Here is a 14,727-nt window from a genome sequence, read left to right as displayed (position 1 = left end):
CATCGCAGGTCGACCAGATCGATTGATCACGTTGGTTTGTTCGCGATCCGATGCGCCACATCCGTCGGCTGGCGCTCCACGCGCCCAGCCCAGGCAACTGCGCCGTTACTCCAGATGCGACAGAGGCAGGCCTTCGGGCGCCTTGACCGTGCGTAGGACGAAGCTGGAATTGACATCGGACACGCCGGTGGCGTTGAGCAAGCGATCCAGGAGAAACCGCGAAAAATGCTCCAGATCGCGCACCTGTACCTGCAGCAAGTAATCCATGTCGCCCGTCAGCGCCCAGCACGCCACCACTTCGTCCCAGCCGCGCACGCCATCGGCAAACAACTCGATATCGGCCTGACCGTGCTGCTCCAGCTGCACACGCACGAAGGCCTGCAGACCCAGCCCCAGCGCGCGCGCATCCAGGCGCGCGCCATAGCCGGCGATGATGCCGGCGGCCTCCATCCGTTGCGTGCGCCGCAGGCAGGCCGACGCCGACAGATTCACCTGCACGGCAAGCTCGGCATTGCTGGTGCGGCCCTGCGTCTGTAGCAGGGCGAGCAACCGCAGATCGGTGCGGTCGAGAGCGATTTGTTGATCCATATGTTGCGCAGCAGCAGAACAAGATGCACGAATCTTGCGCGTAACTGCCATCACTGCGCAAGATTCGCAAGCCTGTTGCGCGGCAATCTGGCTAAGGTGAACGCCTGTCGCTACGGAAGTCCTGCCGCATGAACACTGCCCCGCGCCGCGTCGAAAACCAACTGACCGACAAAGGCTACGTGCCGGTCTACACCACCGCCGTGGTCGACCAGCCATGGGACGGCTACAGCGACGACGACCATGCCACCTGGGGCACGCTGTACCGCCGCCAGCGCGCGTTGCTGGTGGGCCGCGCCTGCGACGAGTTCCTGCAGGCGCAGGACGCCATGGGCATGGACGACAGCCAGATCCCGCGCTTCGACGCGCTCAACGCGGTGCTGCAGGCCGCCACCGGCTGGACATTGGTGGGCGTGGAAGGCCTGTTGCCGGAGCTGGATTTTTTCGACCATCTGGCCAATAAGCGCTTCCCGGTGACGTGGTGGATCCGCCGCCCCGATCAGATCGACTACATCGCCGAGCCGGATCTGTTCCATGACCTGTTCGGCCACGTTCCGCTGCTGATGAACCCGTTGTTTGCCGACTTCATGCAAGCCTATGGCCGTGGTGGGGTCAAAGCGCACGGCATCGGCCCGGACGCGCTGCAGAACCTCACCCGGCTGTATTGGTATACCGTGGAATTCGGCCTGATCGCTACGCCGCAAGGCCTGCGCATCTACGGCGCCGGCATCGTGTCGTCGAAGGGCGAATCGCTGTATTCGCTGGAATCGCCCGCACCCAACCGCATCGGCTTCGACCTGCAGCGCATCATGCGCACGCGCTACCGCATCGACAGTTTTCAGAAAACCTATTTCGTCATCGACAGCTTCGCGCAGTTGATGGAGGCGACCAGTCCGGACTTCACTCCGATCTATGCAGCACTGGCACAGCAGGCACAGGTGCCGGCTGGCGACGTGCTCGGTAGCGATGCGGTGATCCAACGCGGCACTGGCGAAGGCTGGAGCCGCGACGGCGACGTGTGATGCGCCCGCTCTGGTGATGCGCCGACAACTGAGGTGCGGCGGTTCACTGGGTGAGCGCGCAGCTTGATCGTGTCTGCATCGCTCTGCGCGCGTGGTGGCACGCAATGCAGCGCGATTGCTGGGTTCGGCACGCGATCGCGCGCGACTGGCTGGTGTTGTCGTCTCGCGCGCCGACCAGACGGCAGCCGCGCCCCGGCGATGCGCCATCGCATGACCGGGAGCGCGCACTGCGCACCGACTCGACACCGTCGTCAGCGCGGACTATGGTCGGGACTTCCCATCTCGCCTTCGCTCAATGGACCTGACGCATCTGCGTATCCGGCGCTTGGAGCTGGACGACACCCGCCTGCTGTTCACCCTGGCCAACGGCATCCGCATCGATGAGCCGATCCAGGCGCACCGCTTGTTGCTCAAGGCAACCCCGCCGCAGCGGGCGCACTGGCAGATCACCGAAGACGGCCATGGCGTGAACTGGCCCGCGATTGCGCCGCCCACACCGGACGGGCTGCTCAACATGCCCGAGCTGCTGTGGCGCCGCCGTACCGCACGCGCGCAGGCAAAACTCGTCACCTTGCGCGGACGTGTGGACGCCCTGTCGCCGGGCGAACGCGAGCTGGTCGCGCTCGCGCGGCTGGATGCGGACATGCTTGAGAGCGGCTACGCCCGCTACTTCGACCACTGGGATGCAGCCACCCGCAGCGACGCGGTGCGCGGGCTGGCGGCGATGGGCGCAGCGCAGACCCGACAGGCCATCGAGGGCTTGGGCGCCGTGTTCGAACGGCTGGAAGAAGACCCCGACCTGCTCAGTATCGAGGACATCCTCGACGCCATGAACGAAGCCGACCGCCAACGCGTGCAAGGCTGGGAAGAGGTCTATTACCGCCGCTCCGGCGATCTGGCGCGCCTGGGCCTGGTGCATTACGGGGTGGATAAGGCCTGAGGGCATCGCAAAAGGTGTCTGCCGCTTGCAGGGATCTTGCCCCCATCGCCCCCCGTGCGCGGGGCACGTGCATTGCGGCCTTCAGATTCCTTGGCCGGCGCCAATGACGTTTCGCGCATGGGCGCGTTGCGAATGAAGGACAGCGTCGGTGGTCGGTCTTTCGAAATCGTGCGTTGAGCGCGCCCCCGGGCGCACTTGCGTGAGCCGAAAGCCAGCGCGTGGACTTGAGCGTGAGGAAATCCACGGCAGCGACGCGGATCTGGCATGGGTGAAGCAACTGATCAAACCTGGCGCATCGCTACGCGGTGCGCGGCCCAAAGCCGGTGTTCGAGACAGCATGTGAACGCGCGAGGAGATCATGGGTCGGTGACGGACGCCACCCGACGCTCAGGCGTCTACTTTTTTGGGGTCTGCATGTATGCCAGCAACAGCACCAGCGGTTCTTCACCGGTCTGCTGCAACGCGTGGGTGCTGCCCGGGCGCGTCAGCAGCGCATTGCCTGGGGCGACTTCGTACTGCTTGCCATCCAGCGCGTACAGGCCACGCCCGCTGACGATGTAGTAGATCTCGTCCTTGTCGTGCAGATGCAGGCCGATGCCGGCACCTTTGTGCAGCACGCGTTTGCGCAGCACGAACGTGAGCTCCGGCGCGTCTGCGAAGAACGGATAGGCCGTGGTGGGGCCGGCGCCGCCATGCGGGCCGGGTTGTTCGCGGGCAAGATCGCGCTCATGCACGACCAGCGACGGATGCGCCTGCGCGGCGCGTTGCGCGGCCGTGTCGGGGGCTGCGCCGCAGTCGGCGTCGCGACGTAGCTGGGGCTTCAAGTCCGGCTGCAGCTGCACCCAGTCGTGCACGACCAGGCAGGCCATTGCGGTGGCGCCGGCGCGGCTGAAATGGGTGCCGTCTGCCTTGTTCTGTTCGGGCACGAACAGGAAATACGGCTTGGCCGCCTGTTCGCCCAGTGCGCGAATCCAGTCGCTGGAACTGGCGTTGAGATCGATTAGGCCGACGTGTTCGGCGGCGGCCAGTTGCTGCATGGACAGGGTGTAGCGGCCATGCGTGTCGAGCAATGCACCGAAGTCGTAGAGCAGGCGCGCGGCCGGCGTGATCAGGATGGGCGTGGCGCCCTTGTCGCGCGCGGTGGCAATGAAACGGCGCAGGAACTGCACGTAGTCGCCTTGCGGGTCGGTATAGCGCGTGGCGTCTTCGCGCTTGGCATCGTTGTGGCCGAACTGGATCAGCAGGATGTCACCACGCTGCAGCTGCTTGGCAATGGCGTCCAGGCGCCCTTCGTCGATGAAACTGCGGGTACTACGGCCGCCTTTGGCGTGGTTGTGCACCTGCCACTGCGCCGGGTCGAACCACTGCTGCAGCATCTGTCCCCAGCCGGCTTGCGGTGCGCGCTCGGCGCCGTAGTCGGCCGCGGTGGAATCGCCAGCGATAAAGATGCGCTGGGGCGCGGCGTGGGCGAAGCCGGTGCAGAGCAGCAGCATGGCGAGAAGCAGTCGACGCATGAGGGGCTCCGTGTTGGTGCGATGTTTGGGTTTTTTGTTGATGCTGCTGCTTTGCTGTTGCTGATGTTGCTTTTGGATCTGGCTTTGCTGCCATCTGCAGCGCGGTACTGACGCATGGCTGCACGTTTGCTGCGTGATTGCGATGGGCACGTATTCGTGTCTCGCGCGCGGGCTCTATCCAGAGCCGCGATGTGATGCTTCAGGAGGCTATCGACACTACTGGCGCTGGTTGTTTATCGAGCGGGTCCGATGCCTGGGCCTGACTGCTGGCTCGCTGTCCCCCCTACCCTCACTCTCAGACACTAGCGTCCCAACCCGCGCTCGCCGCGCTCCACGGTACTCGCCCACGGCGCGCAAGCCGTGCCTTCTCGCCCCGGCGAGAGAGGGGCTCGATGCACTCGCATTCGGTCACCTGCCCTGTAAGTCCGGTCCAATGTACAGGTGCTTCTGCTCGAATCCACGCACGCTCTTTGCTTGCATCCGATACGCGCGCGCTTTGGTGCCGCGGATGCACACATACTTTTGAGCGCCGGCATCGGCATCATTCATGACAGAGCGTGCAGTGACTGTCGCATCCTGCCCGTCTCAGTACCGGATGCACCACGATGCATCCGGCACTGATTGCGATACCCGAAGCGTCAGCGACGTCTCACGCACGCGTCTGTTGCTGGCGCATGCCTGCTCCCGCTACGGAACACAGGCATGCGCATGCCGCTGTACTCAGGCAGCGGCGGCTTCGCTCTTGCCCAGTAGACCCGCGACGAAGCTGCGGATCTCCGCATCCTGCGCGTTGTCGAAGAAGCACTGCTGGAAGCGCTCGCCGCCGATGGCCTGCTTGATCAGTTCCGGGTCGATGGCGCGCAGACCGTCCAGGTACGACTTGGCGGTGGCCTGCTTGACCTGGGTCAGGATGCCGGCATTGGCGGCCTGCGATTCGCGACGCTCGGCCGGGTAGCCCATGCCGCGCTCGCCGCTGAAGGCCTTTTCGAAGATGTAGCGCACGTTGATTTCCGCGCCCCAGCCGTAGCCCTTGGCGAATGCCAGCGACAGCGCGTTGCCGTTGTTGACCTGGGCGAACAGGTAGGCGTCGGTCGGCTCGATGCAGTAGCCGCAGAACACGCCCGGGTGCGCGTTGAGCGACATCATGGCGCCCTGGCCGGTGCCGCAGCCGGCAACCACGAAGTCCACCGCCTTGGAGTTCAGCAGCAGGCTGGCGACGATGCCCAGGTGGATGTAGGTCAGGCGGTGATCGTTGTCGCCGTCCATGCCCACGTTGAACACGCTGTGGCCCTGCTCGCCGGCGACGTCGTTGAGCTGCTGCAGGATCACCGGGTTCTTGGCGGCCTGGCTAAACTCATTCATGAGTGCAATTTTCATGGGAATGCTCCGATTGGGTTGGGGAAGAGTGGTTCGGAAAAAGATGGAGGCGATGGTGCTGCTGCGAGGCGTTTTCGGTTGCGCTGCCGTCCGGGGCGTTGGCGCTAGAGGTGACCAAGACGCTGGGCGCCATTGATTGCGGTTCCGGGCGGGGGGCTGCCCTCATCCGCCCTGCGGGCACCTTCTCCCGCAGGCGGGAGAAGGACACCACATCGAAGCAACGCTGCGCATCGCAGCAACGCCACGTGCGGCGGCGACGCGCGTTGGACGCTGCGCGCCATCGCCATGCGATCTGGATCAGCGCGCCAGCCAGCCGCCGTCGACCGGGATGATCGCGCCGTTGACGTAGTCCGATGCGCTGCTGGCCAGGAACACCGCGGTGCCGCCGAGATCGGCCGGCACACCCCAGCGCGCGGCCGGGATGCGGTCCAGGATCGACTTGTTGCGGTCTTCGTCGGCACGCAGCTGCGCCGTGTTGTCGGTGGCCATGTAGCCCGGTGCGATGGCGTTGGTGGTCACGCCCTTGCTGGCCCATTCGTTGGCGAGCAGACGGGTGATGCCGGCGATGCCCGACTTGCTGGCGGTGTACGAGGGCACGCGGATGCCGCCCTGGAACGACAGCATCGAGGCGATGTTGATGATCTTGCCGCGGCCCTGGGCGATGAAATGGCGGCCGGCGGCCTGCGCCATGAAGAACGCCGACTTCAGGTTGACGTTGAGCACGTCATCCCAATCCTGCTCGCTGAAATCGACCGCGTCGGTGCGGCGGATCAGGCCGGCGTTGTTGACCAGGATGTCCAGCCCGCCCAGCCCGGCAAGGGTCTCATCGATGATGCGCTGCACCGGCTCGATGCTGATCAGGTTGGCTTCGATGGCGATAAAGCGGCGGCCCAACGCCTTGACCTTTTCTTCGGTCTCGGTAGGCGCCTGGATGCCGGCGGCAGCGAGGTCGGCGCCGGCCTGCGCCAGTGCCAGCGCGATGCCCTGGCCCAGGCCAGTGTTGGCACCGGTGACCAGTGCGACCTTGCCTTCGAGACTGAACGGATTGCTCATTACCTTATCGCTCCTGCTGGGTGTATCACGGTGTGAGGGGTGAACCGCGCAGCGCGCGGCAGAGTGCGTTGATGTGGTTTGGACTGCTGGGTCGCAGCGCCTAAGTGGCGCGCTGACGGTGCCGGTGCCGGCCTGGATCGCAGGCGTCACCGAAGCGAACGATGGAGGCAAAGTGGGTTACTTGAGCTGGCAGATGTCCAGCACATGCATGTCGGTGTAATCCAGGTTTTCGCCGCCCATCGCCCAGATGAAGGCGTAGTTGCTGGTGCCGGCGCCCATGTGGATGGACCACGGCGGCGACACCACCGCTTCGTTGTTCTGGATCACGATATGACGCTGCGCCTCAGGCTCGCCCATGAAGTGATACACGCGGTCGTTGGCACCGAGGTCGAAATAGAAATACACCTCGCTGCGGCGGTCGTGCAGATGCGGCGGCATGGTGTTCCAGACGCTGCCCGGCTTGAGCACGGTCAGGCCCAGCAGCAACTGCGAGGACTGGCAGGTGGCCGGCACGATGTACTGATAGATGGTGCGCTCGTTGCTGGTTTCCAGCGCACCACGGTCCAGCGCCACCGCATCCTTGATCGACAGCTGCTTGGTTTCAAAGCGCGCATGCGCCGGCGTGGAGGCCAGGTAGAACTGCGCCGGGTTAGCGGCATCGGCCGAGGCGAAGCGGACATCGGTGCTGCCCATCGCCACGTACAGGCCGTCCTTCGGCCCCAGCGTGTAGGCGGTGCCGTCCACGGTGACCGTGCCGGTGCCGGCACCCACGTTGATGACGCCCAATTCGCGCCGTTCCAGGAACGGGTGGCCCGCTGCGGACGCGGGTTCGGTCTGCCTGGGAAGCTCCAGCGTCTTGCCGACCGGCCCGGCGCCACCAAGCACGAAGCGCTCGTAGTGGGTGTATTTGAGGGTCACCGCATCATTCACGAACAGGCCGTCGAGCAGATAGAGCTCGCGCAGGTCGTCGTTGCTGGCGCCCTTGATGGCGTCGGGATGGGTGGCGTAATGGGTTTTGCAGTACAGGGACATGCGCCTCTCCGATGACAAGCGGGTGGGGTCGTGGGCTTGCACCGGGCTAGTCTACCGGCTCTGGTTAACCGGTGTCATTGCGCAGTGCACGAAAGACGGTGTCGGTGGCTTTGGTCCCTTCTCCCATCGGGAGAAGGTGGCGCGTAGCGCCGGATGAGGGTACGAGGCTGCGCACGGCGTTGAGTGTGCGGCTTGATTGGTCGGGTAGAAGCTCATGTGCGCTTCCTCCGTCAGCGCATGGCTGAGCTTTTTAGATGGCTGTCTGCCGCCGTACCCTCACCCCAACCCCTCTCCCGGCGGGAGAGGGGCTTCACGGCAGCGACCGGCGGACTGCCTGCTCCCGCCTGCGGGGGAAGGTGCCCGCAGGGCGGATGGGGGCAAGCGGTTGGCCGATCGAGCCAGCTGTTCTCACCCTGTTGGGCACAACGCCCTGCAAGGTGGAGCGGAAGGCCGGCACCGTGGGGCGCGGCGCGCGGCCCTTAATCTTCCGCCGCGGCACGGCGCAGCGCTCAATCTTCCGGCGGTTGGCAGGAGTCGCGCACGATCAGGTGCGGACGCACGCTGGCGGTGGGCAGCTGCGGGGCGTTGTCGGGCTGGATCAGCATCGCCGCGGCGGTGCGCCCGGTGTCGCGGGTGTGGCGGCGCACCGAGGTCAGCGGTGGCCACAGGCGCGAGGCCAGCGAGCTGTCGTCGTAGCCGATCACCGACAGCTGGCGCGGGATGTTGATGCCGGCGCGCAGGGCGACCTTGTAGATACCGGCGGCCATTTCGTCGTTACCGGTGAAGATGGCGGTGGGGCGCTTCTTGCCCAGCAGCAGCTTTTCGGCGGCGGCCACGCCCGATTCGAAGGTGTAGCCGGCTTCGACGATGCGCTCGGGCGGCAGCTCGATGCCGCGCCGGGTCAGCGCGTCGGCAAAGCCGGAGGTACGTTCGATCGAGGAGCGGTAGGCGCTGGGGCCGGTGACCAGGGCGATGTCGCGGTGGCCGAGCGAGAGCAGGTAATCGGCCGCCTCGGCAGCGCCGTCGCGGTCGTGGGTGATCACCGTCTGCGAGGTGGTGTCCAGCGCGATCGAGGCGATGCGGGTGTAGCGGCAGCCGATCTCGGCCAGCATGTCGGCCAGCGCCTGGTCCTCGGAAGCGCGCGGCACCAGGATCACCCCGTGCAGCTTCTGCGCCTGCGCAAACCGGCGCACGCCCTCGATGTAACCGGGGCTGCGACTGTCGCAGGGGTGCACCACCAGCTCGAAGCTGGAGCCGCGCAGCGCGTCCAGTGCGCCGTACTGCATGTCCACGATGTACTGCGCAGTCGGGTTGTCGTAGACCATGCCGATCAGGAACGAGCGCCGGAACGCCAGCCCACGCGCCAGCGGATCCGGCGCGTACCCGACCTCGCGCATCAGCGCTTCGACCTTCTCGCGGGTGTCCTGGCGCACCAGCGGCGAGTTGTTGATGATCCGCGACACGGTCTTCTTCGACACGCCCGACATCCGCGCGATGTCGTTGATCGTGGCGACCTTGCCCTTCGGCAGGCCAGGCATTCCCTCTTCAGGCATCTTGCGGGCGGGCATAGCGGTCAACCAGTGAAGTTGATTGGATTCTACCGGCCAGACGGCCGGTAGACCTGAGCGAAGCCTGCCGCTCCCCCTGACCCGCCGTGCAAGGCCCCTGCCGCAAGCATCGCGGGCAGCATGCCCGGCAATGCAGAAAGGTCAGTCCAGGGCGCGGTAGCGGAAGTTGCGGAACTCCACCTGGCCATCGCCTGCGGCATACAGCGCCGGCTTCAGGGCCAGGAACTTGCCGGCCACGTTGTGGTGGTAGCCGGACACTTCCATCTGCACCGGGTACTTGGTCCACACCTTGCCGTCGGTGCTGCTGTGGATGGTGACGATATGGCGGTTGTTGGTGACGCGCAGCCACAAGGTGCCACCGGTGGCACTGGGGGCCAGCGTGCCGGGGCGTTCTTCGCCGTAGCGGTGCATGACGAAGTGTTCGCCATTGCTGCCCACGCCGGCGTAGAGCTTGTCGCTGTAAAACAGCAGCGCGCCGCCCTGCCCACCCGGTGCCACGGTCATCTGCACCTCGAACTGGTAGGCCTGGTCGGTGGCGATCACCGTCAGCGGCGAGGCGTTACGCGGCGCGGTGCCCTTGCCCTGCAGGCGTAACACGCCATTGCCCACCTGCAGACGCTTGGCCTCGTCGGCGGCCGGGTTGAAAAACGCCCACTGCGGGCCGAGCGTGCTGGCGCGGAAGTCGTCCGACAACGCCAGGCCGTGGGCCAGCGCCTGGCCGCTGGGTTTCTTCAACGGGGTGCCCAGGTCGCCGCCCTTGGCGACGAACCAGCCGTCTGGGGTCCATTCGATCGGGTCCAGCAAGGCCTGCCGACCCAGCGTCCAGAAGCCGTGCTCGTAGCCGTGGTAAAGCATCCACCAGCGCTTGTCGGTGCCTTCCACCAGGGTGGCGTGGCCACGCGACCACCACGGCTCGTCGGCGCTCTTGGTGCGGGTGATCGGGTTGTTGGGCGCGTTCTGCCAGGGGCCGTGGATAGATCTTGAACGCGCGGTGATCACCATGTGCCCGGTCGGCGGGCCGGCGGTGCCGCCCACCGCGGTGGTCATGTAGTACCAGCCGTTGTGGCGGGTGATCTTGGGGCCTTCCTGCGCGTAGCCTTCCACGTCCCAGCTTTCCGGGTATTTCCAGCCGTCGTAGACGTGCTTGGGCGTGCCGACCACCTTGAGACCGTCGTCGGACAGCTGCACATAATCGCCGCCGCTCAGGAACAGGTAGCGCTTGCCGTCCTCGCCCACGGCATGGCCGGGATCGATGTACTTGCCCAGGCCAATGTCGATCGGCTTGCTCCACGGGCCCTTGATGTCATCGGCCCATACCACGTAGTTGCTGCGCTCGTTCTGGTCGCCACGGCGGGCCGGGAAGTAGATGTAATAGCGCTTGCCGTGCTTGATCAGGTCCGGCGCCCAGATCGCGCCGACGTTCTGGGTGATGGCATGGCCCAGCGGCTGCCAGTTGACCAGATCGCGCGAATGCCAGATCGGCAGGCCGGGATAGGCATCGAACGAAGACAGCGTGAGGTAGTAATCGTCGCCGTCCTTGAGCACCGACGGGTCGGGGTGGTCGCCGGCCAGCACCGGGTTGAGGAAGGTGCCGTTGCCCTGATCGGCAATGCGCTGATGTTCGATCCCGCGCTTCCAGTCCGCCGCGCCGCTCAGGCCGGCGCACAGCAGCAATCCGGCGGCAACCAGCCAACGCAGCCGGGGTGAAGTGATACGTACACGCATGCTGTCTCCTAGTCCCCAAGGAAGGGGCGATGCGGTTACCGGCAGGCAATGCCACCGGTTAACCGAATGAGGCGGAAACCTCCCGCCAGCAGCAACGTCCTGCACGTTCGGCAAGGCGTCGCACGCGCCTGGCAGGTGGGGACCGATGCGGCATCGCCTGCCGCATCGATCGCACCTGTCCACCAGGCACCCGATCGCTCAGCGCGTCATGGCCTCAAGCGCGCAACGCGCGCGGCAGCCACAGCGACAGCTCCGGGAAAAACGCCACGATCAACAGCACGCACAGCGCCGCCAACCAGAATGGCCAGATGGTGCGCATGCTCTGGGCAACGGTGATTTCGCCGATGGAGGTGCCGATAAACAGCACCGAGCCGATTGGCGGCGTGATCAGGCCGATACCACCCGCCAGCACCATCACCAGGCCGAAGTGGATCGGGTCGATGCCATAGGCCTTGACCACCGGCAGGAAGATCGGCGTGCAGATCAAAATCTTCGGCGCCAGGTCCATGAACATGCCCAGCAACAGCAGCATCACCACGATCATCAACAGCACCGTGTTCTTGCTGTCGGCAATGGCCTGCAGAAACTTCACCGCCGCCGCCGGCACCTGCAGATACGCCAGCAGCCAGCCGAACACGGCCGCCGTGGCGATCACGAACAGGATCACGCCGGTGGTACGCGCCGCATGCGTCACCGCGGCGAAGAACTCGGCCCAGCGCAACTGGCGATACAGCAGCGCGGTGACGATCAACGCGTAGACCACGGCGATCGCGGCGCTTTCCACCGCGGTGAAGATGCCGGCACGGATACCGATGAAGATCAACGCGACCAGGCCCAGGCCCGGCAATGCACCGAACAGCCGCAATGCCACCGCACGCCAGCCCGGGAACGGCTCGGTACCGTAGCCACGGTGGCGCGCTACCGCATAGCCGGTGACCATCATCGCCGCGGTCATCAACAACGCGGGGACGATGCCGGCCGCGAACAGATCGGCAATCGACAGCCCGCCACCGGCCGCTGCCGAGAACAGGATCAGGTTATGCGAGGGCGGCACCAGCAACGCCACCAGCGCAGCGGTCATGCTCACGTTCACCGCGTAATCGCGGTCGTAACCGCGCTTGATCATCTGCGGAATCATGGTGCCGCCGACCGCCGACACGTCGGCAATCGCCGAGCCGGACACGCCACCGAAGAACAGCGACGACAGCACGCTGACCTGACCCAGGCCACCACGCACGCGCCCGACCAACGAGGACGCCAACGCGATCAGGCGCTCGGAAATGCCACCGCGCAGCATCAGCTCGCCAGCGAAGATAAACAGCGGAATGGCAATCAGCGACGCCGAGCCGCTACCGGCGGAAATCTGCTGCACCAGCACCACCGTGGGCAGGTCCAGATACAGCAGCGTGGCCAATGCAGCCGCGCCCAGTGCATACGCCACCGGCACGCCGATCAGCAGCAGCACCACAAAGGTTCCCAACAACATGGCGATGCCCATCAGCGCACTCCTCCGGCTTGGATCGGGCGCAGCACACGCCACAACTTGTACAAGGCAAACACCACCATCAGCGCACCGCCAATGGACAACGGCAGGTAGTTGATGCTCTGCGGCATCTGCGCGCCGGCCATCTTGATGTCCAGGCCATCGATCAGCAGCGCCGCACTCCACCGTGCCAACACCGCACCGATGGCGATGATCATCAGCGGGCGAATCAGCTCGAACACCTTGCGCACCAGCGGCGGCACGTGTTCGCCCAGCAGATAGAAGCCGAAGTGGCGGTTGGTGTGCACACCGGCGGCAGCGCCCAGGCTCAACGCGGTACTCAGCAGCAACAGCGTCACCGGCTCGGTCCAGCTGGGCGAGTCGTTGAGTACGTAGCGGGTGAATACCTGCCAGCCCTGCACGACCACCAGGCCCAGCAACGCCAGCGATGCGACGCCAATGGCAATATCGGAAACGCGGTCCAGCGCGCGCTGCATCGGCGCGACCGGGACGGCGACGGTCTCGGGTTCGGTCATCGGGATACCTCTATGCGAAATCGCGGATGCGGCGGTACAGCGCTTCGATCTCCGGCTGCTTGCGGTAGTCGGCCAGCAGCGGGGCGGCGGCGGCGCGGAACGCCGGCATGTCGACCTGGTTGAGCTTTACGCCGTAATCGATCACCTGCTTGCGTGCGACCGTTTCCGACGCATCCCACAACTCGCGCATCACCGGTACCGACGCGCGCGCCAGTTCCACCACCAGGCCGCGATCGGCCGGGCTCAGCGATTCGAAGCTCTGGCGCGACATCACCAGAATGTCCGGCGCGTAGGAATGCTCGCTCTGCGACCAATAGTGCGCGGCCTCGAAATGACGGCTGGACTGGAAACTGCGCATATTGTTTTCCGCACCGTCGATCATGTGCGTTTCCATCGCCGAGAACGTCTCGCCCAGCGACATCGGCGTGGGATTGGCGCCCAGCATGCGCATCAGTTTGAGAAAGATGTCCGACGAGGCCACACGCAGCTTCAGGCCTTTGAGATCCTCAGGGCGATGCAGCGGGTGCTTGGTGTTGTAGAAGCAACGCGCGCCCGAATCGTAGATCGCCAGTCCCACCAGATCGCGCTGCTCGAAGCTGCGCAGGATGCTGTCGCCGACATGCCCGTCGATGACGCGGCGCAAATGCGGCACCGAGTCGAACACGTACGGCAGGCACAGCGCCTGGGTCAGCGGAAAGGTGTTGTTCAACGCACCCGAATACACGCGGGTGATGTCGATGGCGCCGAAGCGCGCCATGTCGATCGCCTCCGACTCGCGTCCCAGCTGGCCGGAGTGGTACTGGCGCAGCTTGAGCCGGCCGTTGGTGCGTGCTTCGAGCTGTTTTCCGAACCACCGCACCGCCTCCACGGTGGGGTAGTCGCCCACGTGTACATCGGTGGCGGTGAGCAACTGGCCGCCGGGGATCGGCGTGGTGGCACCGGCACCCAGCCAGGGCGCGGCGGCGGCGGCGCCGAGCCCGGCACCGAGGAAATGTCTGCGTGTGATCATTGGCGCCCTCCCAAGCGTCTGGTCACGGGGGCCCACCGTTATTTGGCGGACACAGCCGTACAGGAAATGTCGCCGATGCCGGCGAAGCGAATCAGGGCACGCTGTCCCACTTCGATGTCATGGATACCGGTGGCATTGCCCGTGGCAATGAGATCACCACGCTTGAGCGGGCGCCCGCGCTGGGCCGAACGGCTGAGCGCAAATGCGTAGGCCGCGCGCAATCCGCCTGGCAACGTGGTGGCACCGCCGGTGCCTACTACCTGGTCGTCGATCAAGGTTTCGGCGCCCAGTGCGGCTTCGTCGCGGCCCAGCCAGTCGGTCACTTCCGGGCCCAGGATCAGCCCGTTGTTGTTACCGAAATCCGAAATCACCACCCGCGGCCCCAACTTGTTGATGGTGGCCAGCGGGCTGCTGGCGATTTCCACGCCGATGAACAGCGTGGCCGGCAGCGCAGCGGCCTCGTCCGGGGTGTAGTGGGTCTTGTCGCTGGGGGCGTCGGCCTCCAGACGCAGTACGTACTCGGCCTCCACCGCGCCGAAGCCGCCAACATAGATCGGGAACTCGGTTGTTCCACCGGTAGCATTCCAGAGCTTCTGAGAGAAGATCGGGCCGAGCAGACGCTCGTCGCCGGAGGCATCGCGACGCTCGGCGGCGATATACCCTACTTTCCAGCCGACCACCTGGTCGTGCCACTGGCTGATGGCGATGTCCTGCACCTTGTAGGCAGTGACCAGATCGTCGGGAATTTGCCCGGGAAAGTCGGGTAGCGAAGCCCCGGCACGGCGTGCCTCCACAAAGCGCTGGGCGATGTCGGACAGCGTGGATGTGGACGTTGGCGGGGTGGCGGCGTCGTTGCTCAAGGGTGTCTCCCTGATAGGTGTTT

At 65.5% G+C, this 14,727-nt stretch carries 13 protein-coding genes; 2 read left to right on the top strand and 11 right to left on the bottom strand.

Features of this window, described 5'->3' with window-relative positions; translation table 11 throughout:
- Nucleotides 1-105 precede the first annotated feature (105 nt).
- Entirely contained in the window at nt 106-588 is a 483-nt protein-coding gene (locus tag BJD12_RS13440) for an Lrp/AsnC family transcriptional regulator (protein ID WP_005991253.1), read from the bottom strand.
- 128 nt (nt 589-716) lie between these two features.
- Between BJD12_RS13440 and phhA the strand changes: the two genes are divergently transcribed.
- The gene (gene phhA, locus BJD12_RS13435) at nt 717-1,607 is read left to right on the top strand and encodes a phenylalanine 4-monooxygenase (RefSeq protein ID WP_005991255.1); all 891 of its coding nucleotides are present in this window, start codon (nt 717-719) and stop codon (nt 1,605-1,607) included.
- 295 nt (nt 1,608-1,902) lie between these two features.
- The gene (locus BJD12_RS13430; RefSeq protein ID WP_005991257.1) at nt 1,903-2,547 is read left to right on the top strand and encodes a DMP19 family protein; all 645 of its coding nucleotides are present in this window, start codon (nt 1,903-1,905) and stop codon (nt 2,545-2,547) included.
- A 395-nt stretch (nt 2,548-2,942) separates the two neighbouring features.
- On the opposite strand, the gene BJD12_RS13425 is transcribed toward BJD12_RS13430, so the two are convergent.
- From BJD12_RS13425 to BJD12_RS13375, 10 genes are all read right to left on the bottom strand, one after another.
- Nucleotides 2,943-4,061, bottom strand: a complete 1,119-nt coding sequence (locus BJD12_RS13425; protein WP_042827875.1) for a GDSL-type esterase/lipase family protein — start codon at nt 4,059-4,061, stop codon at nt 2,943-2,945.
- A 720-nt stretch (nt 4,062-4,781) separates the two neighbouring features.
- Nucleotides 4,782-5,438, bottom strand: coding sequence for an RpiB/LacA/LacB family sugar-phosphate isomerase (locus BJD12_RS13420; protein ID WP_042827872.1), 657 nt, complete (start codon nt 5,436-5,438; stop codon nt 4,782-4,784).
- 297 nt (nt 5,439-5,735) lie between these two features.
- Nucleotides 5,736-6,491 carry a 2-dehydro-3-deoxy-D-gluconate 5-dehydrogenase KduD gene (gene kduD, locus BJD12_RS13415; RefSeq protein WP_005991264.1) on the bottom strand — a complete coding sequence of 252 codons (756 nt, stop codon included), beginning with the start codon at nt 6,489-6,491 and terminating at the stop codon, nt 5,736-5,738.
- Between the two features lie 177 nt (nt 6,492-6,668).
- Nucleotides 6,669-7,523 carry a 5-dehydro-4-deoxy-D-glucuronate isomerase gene (gene kduI, locus BJD12_RS13410; protein ID WP_005991266.1) on the bottom strand — a complete coding sequence of 285 codons (855 nt, stop codon included), beginning with the start codon at nt 7,521-7,523 and terminating at the stop codon, nt 6,669-6,671.
- Between the two features lie 509 nt (nt 7,524-8,032).
- On the bottom strand, nt 8,033-9,091 hold the full coding sequence (locus tag BJD12_RS13400) for a LacI family DNA-binding transcriptional regulator (RefSeq protein ID WP_005989679.1): 1,059 nt from the start codon (nt 9,089-9,091) through the stop codon (nt 8,033-8,035).
- A gap of 141 nt (nt 9,092-9,232) precedes the next feature.
- Entirely contained in the window at nt 9,233-10,816 is a 1,584-nt protein-coding gene (locus BJD12_RS13395; RefSeq protein WP_039422827.1) for a family 43 glycosylhydrolase, read from the bottom strand.
- A 214-nt stretch (nt 10,817-11,030) separates the two neighbouring features.
- A complete protein-coding gene (locus BJD12_RS13390) occupies nt 11,031-12,314 on the bottom strand; it encodes a TRAP transporter large permease (protein WP_005989684.1) in 1,284 nt (427 codons plus the stop codon).
- A complete protein-coding gene (locus BJD12_RS13385; protein ID WP_005989686.1) occupies nt 12,314-12,835 on the bottom strand; it encodes a TRAP transporter small permease in 522 nt (173 codons plus the stop codon). Before BJD12_RS13385 ends, BJD12_RS13390 begins: the two co-directional genes overlap by 1 nt.
- Before the next feature lie 10 nt (nt 12,836-12,845).
- Nucleotides 12,846-13,844 carry a TRAP transporter substrate-binding protein gene (locus BJD12_RS13380; RefSeq protein WP_005989688.1) on the bottom strand — a complete coding sequence of 333 codons (999 nt, stop codon included), beginning with the start codon at nt 13,842-13,844 and terminating at the stop codon, nt 12,846-12,848.
- A 38-nt stretch (nt 13,845-13,882) separates the two neighbouring features.
- A complete protein-coding gene (locus BJD12_RS13375) occupies nt 13,883-14,704 on the bottom strand; it encodes a 2-keto-4-pentenoate hydratase (protein WP_005989690.1) in 822 nt (273 codons plus the stop codon).
- Between the last annotated feature and the right edge of the window lie 23 nt (nt 14,705-14,727).

The organism is Xanthomonas vesicatoria ATCC 35937, from assembly GCF_001908725.1.
In the GTDB taxonomy this organism is placed as follows: Bacteria; Pseudomonadota; Gammaproteobacteria; order Xanthomonadales; family Xanthomonadaceae; genus Xanthomonas; species Xanthomonas vesicatoria.
The sequence above is the reverse complement of the archived record's forward strand: the minus strand, read 5'-3'. Positions and strand labels throughout refer to the sequence as shown.

Excerpts from the sequence above, each read along its gene's own strand:
- BJD12_RS13400 (WP_005989679.1), bottom strand. The coding sequence starts at position 9,091 with ATGCCCGCCCGCAAGATGCCTGAAGAGGGAATGCCTGGCCTGCCGAAG.
- BJD12_RS13425 (WP_042827875.1), bottom strand. The coding sequence starts at position 4,061 with ATGCGTCGACTGCTTCTCGCCATGCTGCTGCTCTGCACCGGCTTCGCC.
- kduD (WP_005991264.1), bottom strand. The coding sequence starts at position 6,491 with ATGAGCAATCCGTTCAGTCTCGAAGGCAAGGTCGCACTGGTCACCGGT.
- BJD12_RS13420 (WP_042827872.1), bottom strand. The coding sequence starts at position 5,438 with ATGAAAATTGCACTCATGAATGAGTTTAGCCAGGCCGCCAAGAACCCG.
- phhA (WP_005991255.1), top strand. The coding sequence starts at position 717 with ATGAACACTGCCCCGCGCCGCGTCGAAAACCAACTGACCGACAAAGGC.
- BJD12_RS13380 (WP_005989688.1), bottom strand. The coding sequence starts at position 13,844 with ATGATCACACGCAGACATTTCCTCGGTGCCGGGCTCGGCGCCGCCGCC.
- BJD12_RS13390 (WP_005989684.1), bottom strand. The coding sequence starts at position 12,314 with ATGGGCATCGCCATGTTGTTGGGAACCTTTGTGGTGCTGCTGCTGATC.
- BJD12_RS13395 (WP_039422827.1), bottom strand. The coding sequence starts at position 10,816 with ATGCGTGTACGTATCACTTCACCCCGGCTGCGTTGGCTGGTTGCCGCC.
- BJD12_RS13440 (WP_005991253.1), bottom strand. The coding sequence starts at position 588 with ATGGATCAACAAATCGCTCTCGACCGCACCGATCTGCGGTTGCTCGCC.
- BJD12_RS13385 (WP_005989686.1), bottom strand. The coding sequence starts at position 12,835 with ATGACCGAACCCGAGACCGTCGCCGTCCCGGTCGCGCCGATGCAGCGC.
- BJD12_RS13430 (WP_005991257.1), top strand. The coding sequence starts at position 1,903 with ATGGACCTGACGCATCTGCGTATCCGGCGCTTGGAGCTGGACGACACC.
- kduI (WP_005991266.1), bottom strand. The coding sequence starts at position 7,523 with ATGTCCCTGTACTGCAAAACCCATTACGCCACCCATCCCGACGCCATC.